Source organism: Niallia sp. FSL K6-0212, assembly GCF_038007605.1.
In the GTDB taxonomy this organism is placed as follows: domain Bacteria; phylum Bacillota; class Bacilli; order Bacillales; family Cytobacillaceae; genus Niallia; species Niallia circulans.
Genome location: NZ_JBBOXL010000001.1, coordinates 2,460,736 through 2,476,520 on the forward strand (window position 1 = coordinate 2,460,736; position 15,785 = coordinate 2,476,520).

The 15,785-nt window shown below is 35.5% G+C and carries 15 protein-coding genes; 5 read left to right on the plus strand and 10 right to left on the minus strand.

Annotated elements, in window-relative coordinates; all coding sequences use genetic code 11:
• The first annotated feature begins 161 nt into the window (after positions 1-161).
• Complete coding sequence (locus MHH96_RS11690; RefSeq protein WP_328283466.1) at positions 162-1,178, plus strand: Gfo/Idh/MocA family oxidoreductase; 1,017 nt, start codon at positions 162-164, stop codon at positions 1,176-1,178.
• A gap of 1 nt (position 1,179) precedes the next feature.
• Positions 1,180-2,178 (plus strand): Gfo/Idh/MocA family protein, encoded by a 999-nt coding sequence (locus tag MHH96_RS11695; protein WP_095321637.1) that lies wholly within the window; start codon positions 1,180-1,182, stop codon positions 2,176-2,178.
• 117 nt (positions 2,179-2,295) lie between these two features.
• On the opposite strand, the gene MHH96_RS11700 is transcribed toward MHH96_RS11695, so the two are convergent.
• Positions 2,296-3,198: an ArsR/SmtB family transcription factor gene (locus MHH96_RS11700; protein WP_047943112.1), complete on the minus strand. Its 903-nt coding sequence runs from the start codon at positions 3,196-3,198 to the stop codon at positions 2,296-2,298.
• Between the two features lie 168 nt (positions 3,199-3,366).
• A complete protein-coding gene (locus tag MHH96_RS11705; protein WP_176473272.1) occupies positions 3,367-4,230 on the minus strand; it encodes an AraC family transcriptional regulator in 864 nt (287 codons plus the stop codon).
• A gap of 139 nt (positions 4,231-4,369) precedes the next feature.
• Between MHH96_RS11705 and MHH96_RS11710 the strand changes: the two genes are divergently transcribed.
• Complete coding sequence (locus tag MHH96_RS11710) at positions 4,370-6,334, plus strand: glycoside hydrolase family 127 protein (protein ID WP_095320248.1); 1,965 nt, start codon at positions 4,370-4,372, stop codon at positions 6,332-6,334.
• Between the two features lie 422 nt (positions 6,335-6,756).
• Positions 6,757-7,248, plus strand: a complete 492-nt coding sequence (locus tag MHH96_RS11715; protein WP_047943115.1) for a GNAT family N-acetyltransferase — start codon at positions 6,757-6,759, stop codon at positions 7,246-7,248.
• Between the two features lie 79 nt (positions 7,249-7,327).
• Here the strand turns inward: MHH96_RS11715 and MHH96_RS11720 are convergent, their stop codons facing one another.
• Together MHH96_RS11720 and MHH96_RS11725 are read right to left on the minus strand one after the other, a co-directional pair.
• Positions 7,328-7,891, minus strand: a complete 564-nt coding sequence (locus MHH96_RS11720) for a DUF2777 domain-containing protein (protein WP_047943116.1) — start codon at positions 7,889-7,891, stop codon at positions 7,328-7,330.
• 38 nt (positions 7,892-7,929) lie between these two features.
• Positions 7,930-8,067 (minus strand): hypothetical protein, encoded by a 138-nt coding sequence (locus MHH96_RS11725; RefSeq protein ID WP_328283464.1) that lies wholly within the window; start codon positions 8,065-8,067, stop codon positions 7,930-7,932.
• Between the two features lie 64 nt (positions 8,068-8,131).
• Here MHH96_RS11725 and asnB point away from each other — a divergent pair, with 64 nt between their 5' ends.
• Positions 8,132-9,979, plus strand: coding sequence for an asparagine synthase (glutamine-hydrolyzing) (asnB, locus tag MHH96_RS11730; RefSeq protein ID WP_095320250.1), 1,848 nt, complete (start codon positions 8,132-8,134; stop codon positions 9,977-9,979).
• A 186-nt stretch (positions 9,980-10,165) separates the two neighbouring features.
• Here asnB and MHH96_RS11735 read toward each other — a convergent pair whose 3' ends face one another.
• The 6 genes from MHH96_RS11735 to MHH96_RS11760 all read right to left on the minus strand — a co-directional run bounded on the left by MHH96_RS11735 (position 10,166) and on the right by MHH96_RS11760 (position 15,617).
• On the minus strand, positions 10,166-10,351 hold the full coding sequence (locus MHH96_RS11735; RefSeq protein WP_172885262.1) for a GerAB/ArcD/ProY family transporter: 186 nt from the start codon (positions 10,349-10,351) through the stop codon (positions 10,166-10,168).
• 121 nt (positions 10,352-10,472) lie between these two features.
• On the minus strand, positions 10,473-10,643 hold the full coding sequence (locus MHH96_RS11740) for a GerAB/ArcD/ProY family transporter (RefSeq protein WP_172885224.1): 171 nt from the start codon (positions 10,641-10,643) through the stop codon (positions 10,473-10,475).
• 255 nt (positions 10,644-10,898) lie between these two features.
• Positions 10,899-11,804 (minus strand): DMT family transporter, encoded by a 906-nt coding sequence (locus MHH96_RS11745; protein WP_047943118.1) that lies wholly within the window; start codon positions 11,802-11,804, stop codon positions 10,899-10,901.
• A gap of 137 nt (positions 11,805-11,941) precedes the next feature.
• Positions 11,942-13,720: an alpha-glycosidase gene (locus tag MHH96_RS11750; protein WP_341118118.1), complete on the minus strand. Its 1,779-nt coding sequence runs from the start codon at positions 13,718-13,720 to the stop codon at positions 11,942-11,944.
• Positions 13,721-13,864: 144 nt separating this feature from the next.
• Positions 13,865-14,740 carry an SDR family oxidoreductase gene (locus MHH96_RS11755; protein ID WP_047943119.1) on the minus strand — a complete coding sequence of 292 codons (876 nt, stop codon included), beginning with the start codon at positions 14,738-14,740 and terminating at the stop codon, positions 13,865-13,867.
• Positions 14,741-15,122: 382 nt separating this feature from the next.
• Positions 15,123-15,617: a YajQ family cyclic di-GMP-binding protein gene (locus tag MHH96_RS11760; protein WP_047943120.1), complete on the minus strand. Its 495-nt coding sequence runs from the start codon at positions 15,615-15,617 to the stop codon at positions 15,123-15,125.
• Positions 15,618-15,785: the final 168 nt, after the last annotated feature.

Sequence of the window (15,785 nt, forward strand, 5' to 3'; positions counted from 1 at the left end):
CTCACTCCTTTAAAATTGAACATTTTGTTCATTAAATCAGCTTCATTTCAGATGGAAGCTTGAACATTTTATCCTAAATCCGTTCAGGCTAAAGCTTTACATGGAATTCTCTGTTATTCCATCCTATAATGGTCCCATTAAGGAAAAAAGGAGTGTCTTTTATGCTGACAATTGGATACATAGGAAATGGCAAAAGTACAAATAGGTATCATCTTCCTTTTACTTTACAAAGAGACCATATTAAGGTGAAAACAATTTATCGTAGAAATCCAGCCCATGATACATGGAAGAAACATAAACATATTCATTATACTACGGATTTAAATGAGATACTCAAGGATCAAGAGATTCAATTAATCGTAGTAACAACATCTCATGACTCTCATTATGCATTTGCTAAGTTAGCTTTAGATCATAATAAACATGTGCTAGTGGAAAAGCCATTTATGATGTCGGTAGAAGAAGCCGATGAAATATTTCTGTATGCAAAAGAAAAAGGACTTGTTGTTCAATGCTATCAAAACCGCCGTTATGATTCAGATTTTCTGACAACAAAAAAGGTGATAGAGAGTGGTAAATTAGGAGATTTATTAGAAGTAGAATTGAATTATGACTATTATCGACCAGAAGTGCCAGAAACAGTCCAGGTTTATAATAATTATCGCAGCTTTATGTACGGACATGGTACCCATACGATCGACCAGGTCATATCTTATTTTGGAAAACCGCAGCATGTTCATTATGATGTACGACAATTATTAGGTCAAGGACGAATGAATGACTATTTTGATTTAGACTTTTATTATAATCAGTTAAAGGTTTCGATTAAGTCAAGTTACTTCCGACTAAAAGAAAGACCAAGCTTTGTTGTTTACGGTAAGAAGGGAAGCTTCATTAAACATTCGAAAGATAGACAAGAGGAACATTTAAAAATTTTCTATATGCCTGATGGAGAGGGTTTTGGGGTAGACCAACCAGAACATTATGGCACCCTAACTTATATAGATGAGAATGGAAATTACCATGAAGAAAAAGTTGTGTCAGAGGCAGGGGATTATGGGCGAGTGTATGATGGAATGTATAATACAATCATCTATGGGGAAGAAAAAATAATAAAAGATGAGGAAACGCTATTACAATTGGCAATTTTAGAAGAGGGAATGAAGGGATGTAAATAAAATGAAACTTGGAATAGTGGGAGCAGGAAAGATTGTTCAAGATTTATTACCTATGCTTAAATCTATACCACAAATTGACTTGATGGCGATTTTTGGAAGACCCAATAAAAAAGAATTTTTGTTAGACTTACAAAAGGAATATCCTATAAACAAAATTTATGTGGATTATAAAGAGATGCTTGCAGATACCGATATAGATGTCGTTTACATAGCATTGCCTAATCATCTTCATTATTCCTATACAAAACTAGCTTTAGAAGCCAGAAAACATGTAATTTGTGAGAAGCCTTTTACCTCTAATTTGAATGAATTGAAGGAATTAGAAAGGATTGCCCAAAAGAATGATCTTTATTTAATAGAAGCAATTACTAATCAATACAGAGGGAATTTTTTAAAAATAAAAGAATTGTTGCCTAAGCTAGGAGATATCAAGGTGGTAGAAGCAAATTATTCTCAGTACTCCTCACGTTATGATGCTTTTAAGGAGGGGAACATTTTACCAGCTTTTAATCCAGAGATGTCGGGTGGCGCCTTGATGGATATTAATAGTTATAATATTCATTTCGTTGTTGGGTTATTCGGAAAACCAATGGAGGTGCAGTATTATCCCAATTTGTCACGAGGGATTGATACTTCTGGAGTCTTGATTTTAGAGTATGAGCGCTTTAAAGCGATATGTATAGGTTCAAAAGATAGCTGGGGAGCATCATTTGCGACTATTCAAGGCGATAATGGCTTCTTGACAGTTGATGGACCTGTTAACAGTATAGATTCATTTATTATCAGCAATGCTAGTAATGTAGAAGAGAAGATAAATAAAAATGAGCATAATCATCGAATGTATGAAGAGTTCGTGGCATTTGAAAAAATAATACGCGAGAAAAACAAAAGTGAAATGCTAAAAAGACTAGAACATAGTCTTCAAGTGATGGAGATTCTTACAGTAGCGAGAAAAAGGGCAGGAATTGTTTTTGCTGCCGATAAATGGCTGAATGAATAGGTTTGAAAGAAAGTCTTCTATTAATAATAGAGGACTTTTTTTATCGTTAAAGGAAGAAACGAGGAAGGTAAGGGAAACAAGTCACTGTTTCCCAACTTATTAAAGTAAATCCTTCTCTTATAAATAATAGACTTTGAAAATAATGTCCTGTGGGTGATTCCCGAATTTTTTCCCAAAAATAGTGGCACCTCCAACATATTCAGCATCTTCTTTCACTTCAATTCGAAATGTCCAGCGATCACAGTTGTCATCCAATTCATTAATGGTAATGGCGGATATCGGATCTCCATCAATATATGTACCATGGTTTGTAATTCGCAGTGTTTTAAGAAGTCCGTATTGATTTAAATTATGCGGCCACCATTCAGGAGTAAGTTTACCTCGTGTATCTGCAAAGTCGCCAGGGCTTCTCCAGGTTCCAAGTTCTAGCCCATTTAGTGAAAAGGTAATATCAGAAGGCCAATTATCATTAGAAAATGGAAATTCTGAACATACTTCTAAACTAATTTCAAATTGCTGGATTTTTTCTTCCTTTTTTAAAAAGTTTGGGATGGTGTATTGGATAAAGCCTTGAGTAAACCACAAAATTTCTGCTTCCACTCTTTTTGGATCCATAAAGAGCTTTGGTTCATCTACTCTGCCAATAAAATCCTTTTCTGAAGCTAATCCACAGGTTGGCTTTAAATCATAATCAGTATAATGACCAATTGGAACAGAAGTTTCGTAAGAAGCAAAAGAATGATAGATTTTCTTCGGAAAGTTGATTTCAATGTGGTCCACTTTTAACATGGAAATTTTCTGTAAGCCAGACTTCCCTGGAACCTTTTCGGTCTTTATTAGACCTGCATCTTCTAATTTTTTTACATGCTTTGTTACAATAGCACTGCTGATGCCCAATTCTTTGGCAAGCTCTTTTATATTCATTTTATTTTTAGACAGTAACTGAATAATTGTCATTCGAACTTCACTTGCTAAAGCTTCGTACACGACTAAAGAGGATTTATCGATCCCCAATTGCATATAGACCCCTTCTTTCAGTATGTTTAATTAACTATAAAGTTTCCTTCTTATACAAAAAATAACATGTAAATTAACCTCTGTAAATGTTTTCTTTTAGTGTAAGGGGTGATTAATATTAATGTTAATATTTTTATTGATAAAGTTTGTTAAGTTTATAGTATTGTTATCTTAAATATTATTTAATTTAATATGCCTTAAAGCAGAACGGAAAGCAGTTGGTGTCATGTTTTCTGTTTGCTTAAATACTCTCATAAAATATTTCTCATCTTTAAAACCACAATCGGCAGCAACTTTTGTAACAGTATCATTCGTATTCAATAATAATGATTTTGCCTTCTCCATTCTAACTTGAAGAATAAATTGGCTGATCGTTGTCCCGGTATTTTTAGAAAAAGTATGTGATAAGTAAGCTTTATTATATCCAAAATGATTGGCGATCTCTTCAATTGTTAAGGGGTGATTGCTGTTCATCCGAATCCATTCTTTTACATAGTGTAAGAAACGATTATGTGGTTCCCTCTCTTCGGTATCTTCATAGACACTACGGGCTTCCTCACTAAGTTCTAGCAGAATCGCTGTTACTAAATAATCTAGAAATCCATTATTTGTTTGAGATGATTTCATGCTTGCGATTAATTGATTTAACAAAATGATGGTTTTACAAAGATTCATTTCAGATGAATACAAAGGTAAATATATTTCTGGAGTAGAGCTTTTTCGTACGAAGGGATCTGAAACAGTCTCTTTTCCTTGAGGGAGATAAAAGTGGAACCAATAAAAGGACAGGCCTTTTTCTGAGGGTTTATTACCTTTAAAAGATGTGTTGGCAGGAATGAAAAGAAATTCATTTTCTTTTAATTCATATGCGGTATTATCTACCTCTAAATAAAGAGTACCGGAAATACATAGGATAATTTCTTCATTTGGATTTCTTCTTGGTGCATGAGACCATGAAACATCTGATACAAATAAACCAGCTGAATGAAAGGGTACCGCTCCTTTTAGATGGGAATATATATACGTTGCTGGCATCTTTTTTCCTCCTTTTGAAGATATGGTAGCATGATCATCTAGTTTATGTCCACCACATCTATTTGTTATCCTACTTACATCATGAACGAAACCAGTTAAACTATTGTAAGCGATACCAGAAAAGAATGGAGGAATTAAATTGTTAAGAGAATTTGCCATAAACAAGGTGCATATAAAGGATACATTTTGGAATTATTATGTCAAAAATATTAAGAACAAGACAATTCCCTTTCAATATAAAGTGATGGATAACGATATGGATATTAATATTGAGCGGGAAAGGGAGGATGAGAGTTTACCAGCAGAGAAAAGCAATGCTCTCGAAAATTTTCGTATAGCAGCTGGATTAAAAGATGGAGAACATTACGGATGGTTCTTTCAAGATAGTGATGTGTACAAATGGCTAGAAGCAGTTTCTTACAGTTTGCAAATTTCTCCAGATAAGGAATTAGAGGAGCTTGCTGACAGTGTCATCGATTTAATTGGCAAGGCACAAGAAAAAGATGGCTATTTACAAACTTTTTTTCAAGTGAAATTTCCTAATAGAAAATATCGTGAGCTGCACTATAGTCATGAATTATATTGCGCTGGACACTTAATGGAAGCGGCTATAGGCTATACAGAAGCTACAGGGAAAAGAGAACTATTGCAGATTGCATTAAAAGTAGTAGACAATATCGCAAAGCATTTTGGTTATGAAGAAGGAAAAATACAGGGAGCTGATGGTCACCAAGAAATTGAACTGGCGTTAGCAAAGTTGTATGAGTTTACTGGGGAGAAGAGATTTTTAGATTTAGCAGTCTTCTTTATAGATGTGAGGGGAAAAGATCCATTATTCTATGACAAGCAAGTAGAGCAAAACAATAAAGACGGAATAACAAATGATTATCCAAAGATTGATTTAAAGTATTTACAAGCATATACTCAGCCCAAAAAACAGACAAAAGCAGTAGGGCATGCTGTTCGAATGTTGTATATGGCAACTGGGATGGCAAGAATTGCAAAACATTCAAACGATGAACAACTATTTATGGCTTGTAAAGAAATTTGGCGGGACGTTATCTCGAAAAAGATGTATATAACTGCGGGTGTTGGTTCCACTGTACATGGGGAGGCATTTACAGGTGAATATGATTTGCCGAATGACACCATGTATTGTGAGACATGTGCATCCATCGCTCTTATTTATTTTGCGTATGAGATGTTTAAAATAGAACCAAAGGCAGAATACATAGAGATTATGGAACGAGCATTATATAATGGTGTTCTCTCTGGGGCATCTATTGAGGGGAAACATTTTTTCTATGTGAATCCACTAGAAGTATATCCGTCTATAAGTAAGAATAATCCTGGGCAAGGGCATGTGAAGTCCCAGCGGCCAAATTGGCTTGGTTGTGCTTGCTGTCCTCCAAACTTTGCTCGAACAATCGGTTCGATACAGCGTTACTTTTATACATGGGATGAAGAAGGACAAATCATTTACAGCAATCTATTTGTTGCTAGTAAGCTAGACTTTTCCGGAGGCTCTTTAGAGCAAATGACAGAATTTCCGAAGCAAAATAGAGTGAAATATCACCTCAAAACGGATGGGCAATTCGTTACTTTAAAAATTCGTATTCCCCAGTGGTTAAAAAATCCGTTACTATATGTGGAAGGAATTCCAGTCGAAATGAATTTGATTGATGGTTATGTGGAATTAAAAAGGAAGTGGAATGGAGAAATAGTGGAACTTGTCTTTGAGACACCAGTATTGGCTGTCACAGCAAATCCTAACGTAGTTGCCGATGTTAATCGTATAGCTATACAAAGAGGTCCTTTTGTTTACTGTGCAGAATCGATAGATAATGAAGAGAAATTACAAACCTATCATGTCAATCCCAAAAATCTTGGGCGGGCAAAGGTATGCTATCAGCCAGGTATATTAAATGGAATTACCCAACTTATGGTAGAAGCAGATCATGAACTAGTCGATAAAAGTTGGCAGGAAACATTATACCAATTTAATTTCAAGGGGAATATAGAAAAAAAAGAACTTACACTCATTCCTTATTATTCCTGGGGAAATAGAGGAGAATGTGAGATGGTTGTATGGCTATATAAGTAGAGTGCTTAAAGCGTAAGGATAGAATAGACTTCCTTATGCTTTTTTTGCTTTTTTGAAGAAATAATGGACACATGGGAGACGGCTACCTTCGTTTTGGAAACATGATGACTATAACAATAGCAGTTGATTTTAGAGAATGGAGTAAGCTTTTGAATTCTGATAAAATCAAGTTAATTATATTTAGAAAGAGTGCAATCAAATGAATAGGGGGGATAGGATTGAAAGAAGAAGAGAGAAAGTTTCATCGACCGTTTGGCGTGTATGGTGTTAATAAAACGATTTATCCATTCATTATGCTTCTCCACTTGTACTAAAGGCAATAGAGTGGATACAAACAGGTTCAATTGGAGTTGAAGTAACTTGGCATGAGAAATGGGAAGTGAAGAAATCCCTCCATATAGAAGGAAGAAAGGAGAGCACAGATGATTATTAGAAAAGCGAAGGATGAGGATGCCAAAAGGATTGCAAAGGTACATGTAGATAGTTGGCGCACTACTTATAAAGGAATAGTTCCAGATTTATTTTTAGAAAGGCTTAATTATGAGGAAAGAGAAGAGATATGGAAGAAAGCAATCCCGACTGGAAGTGTCTTTGTTGCTGAAAATGAAACTGGAGAAATTATAGGTTTCGCTAATGGCGGAAAAGAAAGAAGTGGACAATATCCAGGTTATGTTGGCGAGTTATACGCCATCTACCTTTTGGAAGCCTTTCAAGGACAAGGGATAGGAAGCTTGTTAGTAAAAAAAGTAATGGAATATTTAAAAGAACTCGGGCTTTTCCCGATGGTTATTTTGGCTATATCAGAGAATCCAGCTTGTAAGTTTTATGAAGCCATTGGCGGGAAAAAAATCGGAACAGAAGAAGCGGAAATTGGCGGCAAAAAATTAACAGAAGTTGTTTTTGGGTGGAAATAAGGAGACTTCTTTTTGCTCATCAGACAGTAAAAACTGTCGGCAGTCATTTATTCTGCCGACAGTCTACCCATATCACTTTTTAAGAAGTTAATTTTTCCACAATCATTCGTTTCCCAGTATTTAAAGTGAATTCAAAGCGATCTGTGCTTTTTTCATTATAAAAGAAATGATGATTAACACTACAAAGTCCTTCTTCATTATCAAAAATCATCATATTAACCCCATTCTTTCGCTTTTCCTCCTTTAAAAAAGTAAGATGATTATAACAGTATATACAATCATATATGGAGAACTTCATCGAATTTAAAGTAGTGATAAATTGATAAAAACTATCGTCGCTTAAGTCGTCTAATAATTCTTCTAAAGCAAACACAAGGTGTTTTCTTATGCGGATAGGGTCTTCATGCTCTAGAAAATGAATGGTACCAGAAACATTTACTTTGCCATCCTCCAGGAGAATACCTTTTCGCCAGCGATTGAAAGTACGAATCTCAATTTCTTGATGCAAATATTCATCCAGCATCGCTGCTTCTTCTGTTTCTTCATCAAAAAAAATCCATTGATTATTTATATATTCGACTGTACCTTTCGTAAAGGCACGTGTTTGAAATTCAATAAGTTTTGATCTATGCTGATTGTTCATTGTAAACCTCCCAAAGATTACACGCCCATAAATTCTTTTTAGACAGATAAACAAAATTTTATAACTAATCCTTCTTTTTCCTTCATTAAAACATTGAAAACGATTAATTTCTCTTTTTTGAATGGAACAAATAATAAACCTGTTATGGACAAATAACCATTTTTGATTTGGTGCATAGAATACCTCATACTGATTGATTGGTATCTAATCATAAGTTCCACGAAAGAAAGGATGATAATCATGTGTGGAATAACAGGTTGGGTTGATTACAAAAAAGATTTAAGAAACGAATCGGAAATTTTATCGGCTATGGCTGAAACATTGGCAAAAAGAGGCCCTGATGATACTAATGTTTGGACTGCATTACATGCAGGATTCGGTCATAAACGCTTAGTGGTAGTAGATCCGCTAAATGGTATTCAACCAATGACAAAAGAAAAACAAGGATTTCACTACACTATTTGCTACAATGGTGAGTTGTATAATACCGAAGACATAAGAAAAGAATTACTAATAAAAGGATATTCATTTCAAGGTCATTCTGATACAGAAGTTTTACTTACTTCCTATATTGAGTGGGGAGAAGATTGTCTGCAGTACTTAAACGGGATATTTGCCTTTGCTGTTTGGGATGAGAAACGAAACTCCTTATTTATTGGAAGAGATCGTTTAGGAGTGAAACCATTATTTTACATGGAAATTAGCACTGGTTTTATTTTTGGATCTGAATTGAAAGCATTGCTAGCCCATCCAAATGTGAAAGCAGAGCTGGATAGAGAAGGGTTAGCTGAGGTGTTTGCACTTGGACCCTCTCATACACCAGGAAGCGGTATTTTCAAAGGGATTAAAGAGCTTCGGCCAGGGCATGCATTAAAGTTTACCCAGGATGGACTGAAAGTATGGCGTTATTGGAATGTGAAGAGTGAAGAACATACGGATAGCTTTGAGGAAACGGTCGAAAAAGTGCGATTTCTTTTTAAAGATGCTGTGACAAGACAATTAGTATCAGATGTACCATTAAGCACGTTTCTTTCAGGTGGAGTCGATTCAAGTGCTATTACAGCAATTGCTTCCATGGAATATGAAAGAACAGGGAAAGGACCGCTTCATACGTATTCCATCGATTATGAAGGCAATGATAAGTTCTTTAAAGCAAATGAATTTCAGCCAAATTCAGATGGTGTCTTTATAAAAAAAATGACAGATACATTTGGAACCATTCACCATAACTGTATTATCACCCAAGAAACATTGGCTGAATTTTTACATGAGGCAGTAACAGTCAGAGATGTGCCTGGAATGGCGGATGTAGATTCTTCCCTTTTATGGTTTTGCCGAGAAATAAAGAAGGATTTTGTTGTTAGTTTATCTGGGGAATGTGCAGATGAAATTTTTGGAGGCTATCCATGGTTTAGAAGAGAGGCTGATTTGCAAAGAGGAGGCTTCCCATGGATGAGATCGATTCAAGAACGACAAAACTTATTGAAAGATTCATGGAGTAATAAATTGCAATTAGAAGATTATATGATGGATAAATATAATCAAACCATTGCAGAAACACCAAAGTTAGCGGGAGAAAGTAAAGAAGATGCTAAGCGTCGAGAATTGTTTTATCTCAACCAATTATGGTTTATGACTACTTTATTAGAGCGGAAAGATAGAATGAGTATGGGAGCAAGCCTAGAGGTACGTGTCCCATTTGCTGACCATCGCTTAGTTGAATATGTGTGGAATGTACCATGGGAAATGAAGAATTACATGGGAAGAGAGAAAGGGTTATTACGGAAAGCGTTAGAAGGAATCCTCCCAGATGAAGTGCTCTATCGCAAAAAAAGTCCATATCCTAAAACACATAATCCTATTTACACAAAAACAGTAACGAATATGCTGAAAAGCGCTTTAACGGATAAAAGTTCTGTTTTATATGAGTTCTTTGATAAGGAACGTCTCACTAAAATTATTGAAACAGAAGGTTCTGCATTTAAAGAACCATGGTTTGGCCAATTGATGACAGGTCCACAATTACTTGCCCATTTAGTACAAATCCATCATTGGTTTAAAGACTATCAGATTAATATTGTCGAATAAATAGTGAATAATTAAACAATCCCTAGCTGGCAGAAATGACTCGCTATCTAGGGATTTTTTTGTGATTTAACCTTCTTGATTAATAGAACAAATAATAAAAAGCAAGGGAAAGCAAATTGTTGAGGCATATATAAGAGATACGGAACCACCACTGCACCTTCTCGAACATGGTCATTTTTTTCCATACTAATGAAAAATAGAAAACATCGAAATAAGACAAATAATCGGTACAACATAGAAGCGATAGGACTGTTTAAAAATATATTCTAATCCCTTTAAGCCGGAGTAGATAAAGATAGAGTCCTTGATAACTTTTCCTAATATGATAATAAAAACAGCTAGAGCATCAATTCTCTCAATAAACTCTCCAATTGAAAGTTCTTGCGGCTAGATAAAAAATAAAGGGAATAGACAAGGGTAATAGGGATTGCGATAAATCTATTGAACCCAAACTCAATAATTTCAAACAAATTTTTAGAAGGTACTAGCTCATTTATATGTAGAAAAAAGAAGACACAATTAAGCCGGTTATGGTAGATAGAAGTATGGTAATCCATGCATCCTCTTTTGCTGTAATACCAAGCACCACCACAAGCGTTGTCCCTAAGTTAAAGCCTATAATAGTGGCAAATAACTGACTTAAAGATAGATTTTCTTTTAACATGAAAAAGGAATCTTCTAATTGGAAATTTGATAGATGCTTAAAGTAGTGTCTGCTGTTTTACTAGGAATATGCAGAAGAGGAAAAGATTTTTGCAATTTCTAAGGAATTGATTGGTAGGGTTTGGAATGAAAAAGACCGGAATAATATTCCAGCCTAAGATTTACACTATTAACTATTACACTTAAATATATTGAATAGCTCGCCTTTTAAAAATTATATTTGATTATGTTTTAGTCTTACTGTTTTCTTGCTCATCTAACCAATTGGTTTTTCTTGTGTAATGGTAGATTTAGGTTGCTTTTGTAGGAGGAAAAAGAACACCCCGAACAAAACGAGTAATCCACCTAAAAGTTGTGTGAGGATTAATTGCTCATTTAATAGTAAAACAGCTAAAAGCGTAGCTCCGACTGGCTCACCGAGAATACTCATGGAAATAGTAGTTGCATTAATATAATTAAGTAACCAATTATTAATGACATGTGCAAGTGTCGGAACAATTGCAAGCAAAACAAAGATGCCCCATTCTCTGCCAGAATAGCCAGTTAACGCTTCGCCAGCCAGTAGATTATAAACGGTTAACAAACAGGCAGCAAAAAAGAAAACAGTAAAGGTATAGATCCAGTGGGTCATTTTTTTGATAATATTTTGGCCGATTAATAAGTAGCCGACTACAGCAATTACACTTAAGAAGGAAAGAAGATCCCCTATAATAGCATTGCTGTCTAATCCAATATCTCCCCAGCCAATCATCATCGCCCCAATAATGGCAATCCCCATAGTCATAATAGCTGTAGAGGTAGTTCTTTCCCGAAAGAAAATAAACCCGCCAAGGAGAGAAACAATAGGCTGTAAAGCCAATATAATCGTAGAGCTGGCTACAGTAGTAAACTTAAGAGAACTAAACCATAGGGCAAAATGTAAGGCCAAAAAAGAGCCTGAGAAAAATAAGAATGCCCAATCTCCTTTTGTTAGTTTTTTGAAATCATTTCGATGGATGTAGACCATAGGAATCATAATAAGACAGGCAAGCCACATTCTGTACATACTTAAAATAGTGGCAGGTGCTTCCGACCATTTTACGAAAATCGCAGAAAACGAGATAGCGATAATCGATATAAGGAGTGGAATCCCAATGGATTTAGGTGTTGATTGCTGATTCACTTTGTTTCCCCCTGACAATTGTAACAATTCGATATAATAGTAAATATAGTACGTTCAAAGGCAGGAAACAATCATTATTTTTCATTTCTTGGAAAAAAGAATCAGGTGATCATCTTAATCGATGTTCACCTGATAGATTACCTTATATGGATATATTTATAATTCATATTGAAACGAAGGATACTACATTCATATGGTCCTAGTATTACGGCAAGATCATCTGATTCAGCAGCATACTCTTCTTTTGTTAATAAAAGAGAGATTTTTTTTCTGCGTAATGGAAAAGGTAGAAGAAATTGTGCTTCCTTGTCACTCTTATTAATAACGGTTAAAAGAATTTCATCTTCTTCTTTTGTATAATAGGCTAAACAGGAATCAGACTGGGATAAAAAATAAAAAGTGCCATTATTGATAAGAAGGGAACTTTGTTTGCGTACTTGAATCAATCGCTTAATAAATTCTTTTAGCTCCGTATCATGTACTTCTGTATTCCAAAGCATACATTTTCGACATCCAGGATCGCTGCCGCCACCTAAGCCGATTTCATCTCCATAATATATACAAGGGGTGCCAGGGTAGGTGAAAAGAAAAGTAAATAAAAGCTTCACACGTTCTTTCCGGTAACTGCATTCATGAAGGATTCGCGGCGTGTCATGACTGCCGATAATATTAAACAATACATTATTGACTGTATCTGGATAGGCCAGTAAGGTTGTAGTCATTTCTTCCATAAATTGTTGAGGAGAAATCATATCATATGCAAAAAATTGCAATGCTTTTGTTAGTAATGGATAATTCATCACCGAATCAAATTGATCTCCTCTTAACCATGGTAAGGAATCATGCCAAATTTCCCCGAGAATAAAAATGTCAGGCTTTAATGATTTTACAACAGATCGGAAGGAACGCCAAAATTCATGGTCAATCTCATTGGCAACATCTAAGCGCCAGCCATCAATATCACATTCTGTAATCCAATATTCCGCTACATGAAGTAGATATTCTTTTACTTCTGGATTGGCTGTATTAAATTTAGGCATAGCTTCATAGAAACCGAATGTTTCATAATGCAGCATGTCATTCTCTTTCAAAGGAAATTTATGGATATGGAACCAATCTTTATAGCGTGAACGCTCTTCATTCTTTAGCACATCTTGAAAGGGCGGGAAATGATAGCCGCAATGATTAAAAACGGCATCAAGCATCACTCGAATTCCACGATTATGACATTCTTTCACAAGGTTCTTAAGCATCTCCCTATCGCCAAATTGCGGGTCTACTTCTAAATAGTTAATCGTATCGTATTTATGATTGCTTTCAGCGTGAAAAATAGGAGTAAGATAAATCCCTGTAATTCCAAGGTCTGTAAGATAGTCTAGGGCGTCCATAATGCCTTGAAGGTCTCCGCCGAAGAAATTATATAAGCCAGGTTCCTCTTGTCCCCATTGTGCAGTATCCACTGGATTTAAAGAGCTATCCCCATTGCGGAAACGCTCTGGAAAAATTTGATACCAAATCGTTTGTGATACCCAAGATGGTGGAGTAAAAACGTCTTTCAGGTGAAGATATGGCAAGCAAAAGTAAAAGCCAGCATCTTCTGGAATAAATGGAAAGAATCCTTTTTCTGTATAAGTTACTTGCTGTTCCGAATCTCGGAGAATAAAGCCATAGCGAACTCTTTTTTTATTTGTTATCGTGCAATGCCAATAATCAAATAGAGAATCAGAACCGCTTTTTTCCATCGATAACCGCTGGGATACCCATTGATAGTCGACTATTTCGTATTGATCTCCATAGATTAATTCTATTTCAGTGACATTTGCCTTTTTTGTCCGGATCCGGATATGGAGAGCGTCTTTATTTTGTAAATAACAGTAATTATCTCCACTGCGATGGTAAATAGAGGCTAAATCAATCACTTTTCTCACACTCCCTTTGTAATCTTGCTATCTCTTTTGCTACTAGTGTTGCCAGATTAGCTAGATTTTAAAAGAAGAGAAGAGAATTGTCTGCATAGAAAGAACCGCTCGCAAAAACTGAGTGAATTTATATGAAAAGATTTAGCCGTTAACAATCGTACCGCCGTTGACATGGATAACCTGTCCAGTTACATAGGTAGAATCATTGCTGGCTAAATATACATACGCTGGGGCGAGTTCACAAGGTTGGCCAGCGCGTTTAAAAGGAGTATTTCCTCCAAATGAAGCAACTTGCTCACTATCAAAAGTAGATGGGATAAGTGGAGTCCAAATTGGTCCTGGTGCTACCCCGTTGACTCGAATCCCTTGTTCCGCAAGAGAGCCTGATAAGGAGCGAGTGAAAGCCGTAATAGCTCCTTTTGTTGCAGAATAATCAATTAATGTCTCATTACCTTTATACGCAGTAATAGACGTTGTATTAATAATCGCATCTCCTTTTTGTAAGTGGGGCAGAGTGGCTTTTGTTAAGTGAAACATTGAGAAAATATTGGTGCGGAAAGTTTTTTCTAATTGTTCTGACGTGATATCTAGAATGCTTGATTGTGGATGTTGCTCTGCAGCATTATTTACGAGAATATTAACCTTGCCAAATTCTGAAACGGTCTTTTTTACAACCTCTTTACAGAAGCCTTCATCACCAATATCTCCAGCAAGCAGTAAGCACTTTACTCCTTCAGCTTCAACTAATTCTTTCGTCTTTTGGGCATCGTCATGCTCATCTAAGTATACGATAGTGATATCAGCACCTTCTTTTGCATAATAGATAGCAACAGAACGGCCGATTCCACTATCGCCTCCAGTGATGATAGCAGTTTTTCCTTTTAATTTTTCAGAGCCTTTATAAGAGGGATCGACATCTTTAGGTATAGGATTCATCTCTGTCTGAATGCCTGGCTGCTGATCTTGATGCTGTGGTGGAAATGTTTGTTGTAATTGTTCCTTATTACTATTAGTCAATTCAATCACTCCTTCTAATTCTGTACATGTTTACTTATTTTTCCCAAATTCTTTTAAATAAACATGGTAAAAATAGGGTTGAGTGATATGGAGTTGTGGAAAAGAAGGGGTAAGCATGATGAAAGTTTTTGATTAAAGTGGCGTTCCTTTGTTTAATGAACACCATAATTATCTTGTTTTGAAAGAAAAGTGGTGTTCATCCGCATGATGAACGTTAAAAATACATTTTTTGAAAGAAAAGTGGTGTTCATCCGCATGATGAACACCATAAATACCTTGTTTTGAAAGAAAAGTGGTGTTCATACACATGATGAACACCATAAATATCTTGTGCTGAAAGAAAAGTGGCGTTGACCAGCTTGGTGTTCGTTGTTATTTCTAATTAACGATAATTGACAAACTGTACATCAATCGTAATTTTTGATTCATCTTTCACAGCAGCAATAATTTTTTGTAAATCATCACGGCTTTTAGCAGTAACCCGAATTTGATCATCCTGTTGTTGAGTTTTCACTTTTAAGCCACTGTTTTTAATTAATGTATTAATAATTTTGGCATTATCTCTATCAATTCCCTGCACTAATTTCGCTCTTTGACGAACTGTACCGCCGGAAGCACCTTCGATTTTGCCATAATCTAAGTTTTTAATAGGAATACCACGTTTAAACATTTTGCTAATAAGGACATCTTTTAGCTGTTCTAATTTATATTCATCATCTGAAACAAGAACCAGTTCTTCTTTGTCCAGCGTCACATTACTTTTGCTCCCTTTAAAATCATAGCGATTTTGAATCTCTTTCATTGCAAGCTGGACAGCATTCGTTACCTCCGAAAAATCTACCTTGGATACAATGTCAAATGAACTTTCTTTTGCCATATTTACCTCCTGATTAATTGGAATTTAACACGAATTAAAAGCATCTGTAGTAAATCCAATTTCTTTTATGCTTGTATTATAGTAAAATTAAGCAGTTGTAACAACTTTAGGCATGAAGTATTCGTTAATAAGGGAATAATTAGGATGGCAGAATATAGAGTAAAGTTG

What these genes read in the sequence shown, in the direction of transcription:
- MHH96_RS11690 (WP_328283466.1), top strand. Translation starts at nt 162, where the DNA reads ATGCTGACAATTGGATACATAGGAAATGGCAAAAGTACAAATAGGTAT.
- MHH96_RS11695 (WP_095321637.1), top strand. Translation starts at nt 1,180, where the DNA reads ATGAAACTTGGAATAGTGGGAGCAGGAAAGATTGTTCAAGATTTATTA.
- MHH96_RS11700 (WP_047943112.1), bottom strand. Translation starts at nt 3,198, where the DNA reads ATGCAATTGGGGATCGATAAATCCTCTTTAGTCGTGTACGAAGCTTTA.
- MHH96_RS11705 (WP_176473272.1), bottom strand. Translation starts at nt 4,230, where the DNA reads ATGCCAGCAACGTATATATATTCCCATCTAAAAGGAGCGGTACCCTTT.
- MHH96_RS11715 (WP_047943115.1), top strand. Translation starts at nt 6,757, where the DNA reads ATGATTATTAGAAAAGCGAAGGATGAGGATGCCAAAAGGATTGCAAAG.
- MHH96_RS11720 (WP_047943116.1), bottom strand. Translation starts at nt 7,891, where the DNA reads ATGAACAATCAGCATAGATCAAAACTTATTGAATTTCAAACACGTGCC.
- MHH96_RS11725 (WP_328283464.1), bottom strand. Translation starts at nt 8,067, where the DNA reads ATGCACCAAATCAAAAATGGTTATTTGTCCATAACAGGTTTATTATTT.
- asnB (WP_095320250.1), top strand. Translation starts at nt 8,132, where the DNA reads ATGTGTGGAATAACAGGTTGGGTTGATTACAAAAAAGATTTAAGAAAC.
- MHH96_RS11740 (WP_172885224.1), bottom strand. Translation starts at nt 10,643, where the DNA reads ATGTTAAAAGAAAATCTATCTTTAAGTCAGTTATTTGCCACTATTATA.
- MHH96_RS11760 (WP_047943120.1), bottom strand. Translation starts at nt 15,617, where the DNA reads ATGGCAAAAGAAAGTTCATTTGACATTGTATCCAAGGTAGATTTTTCG.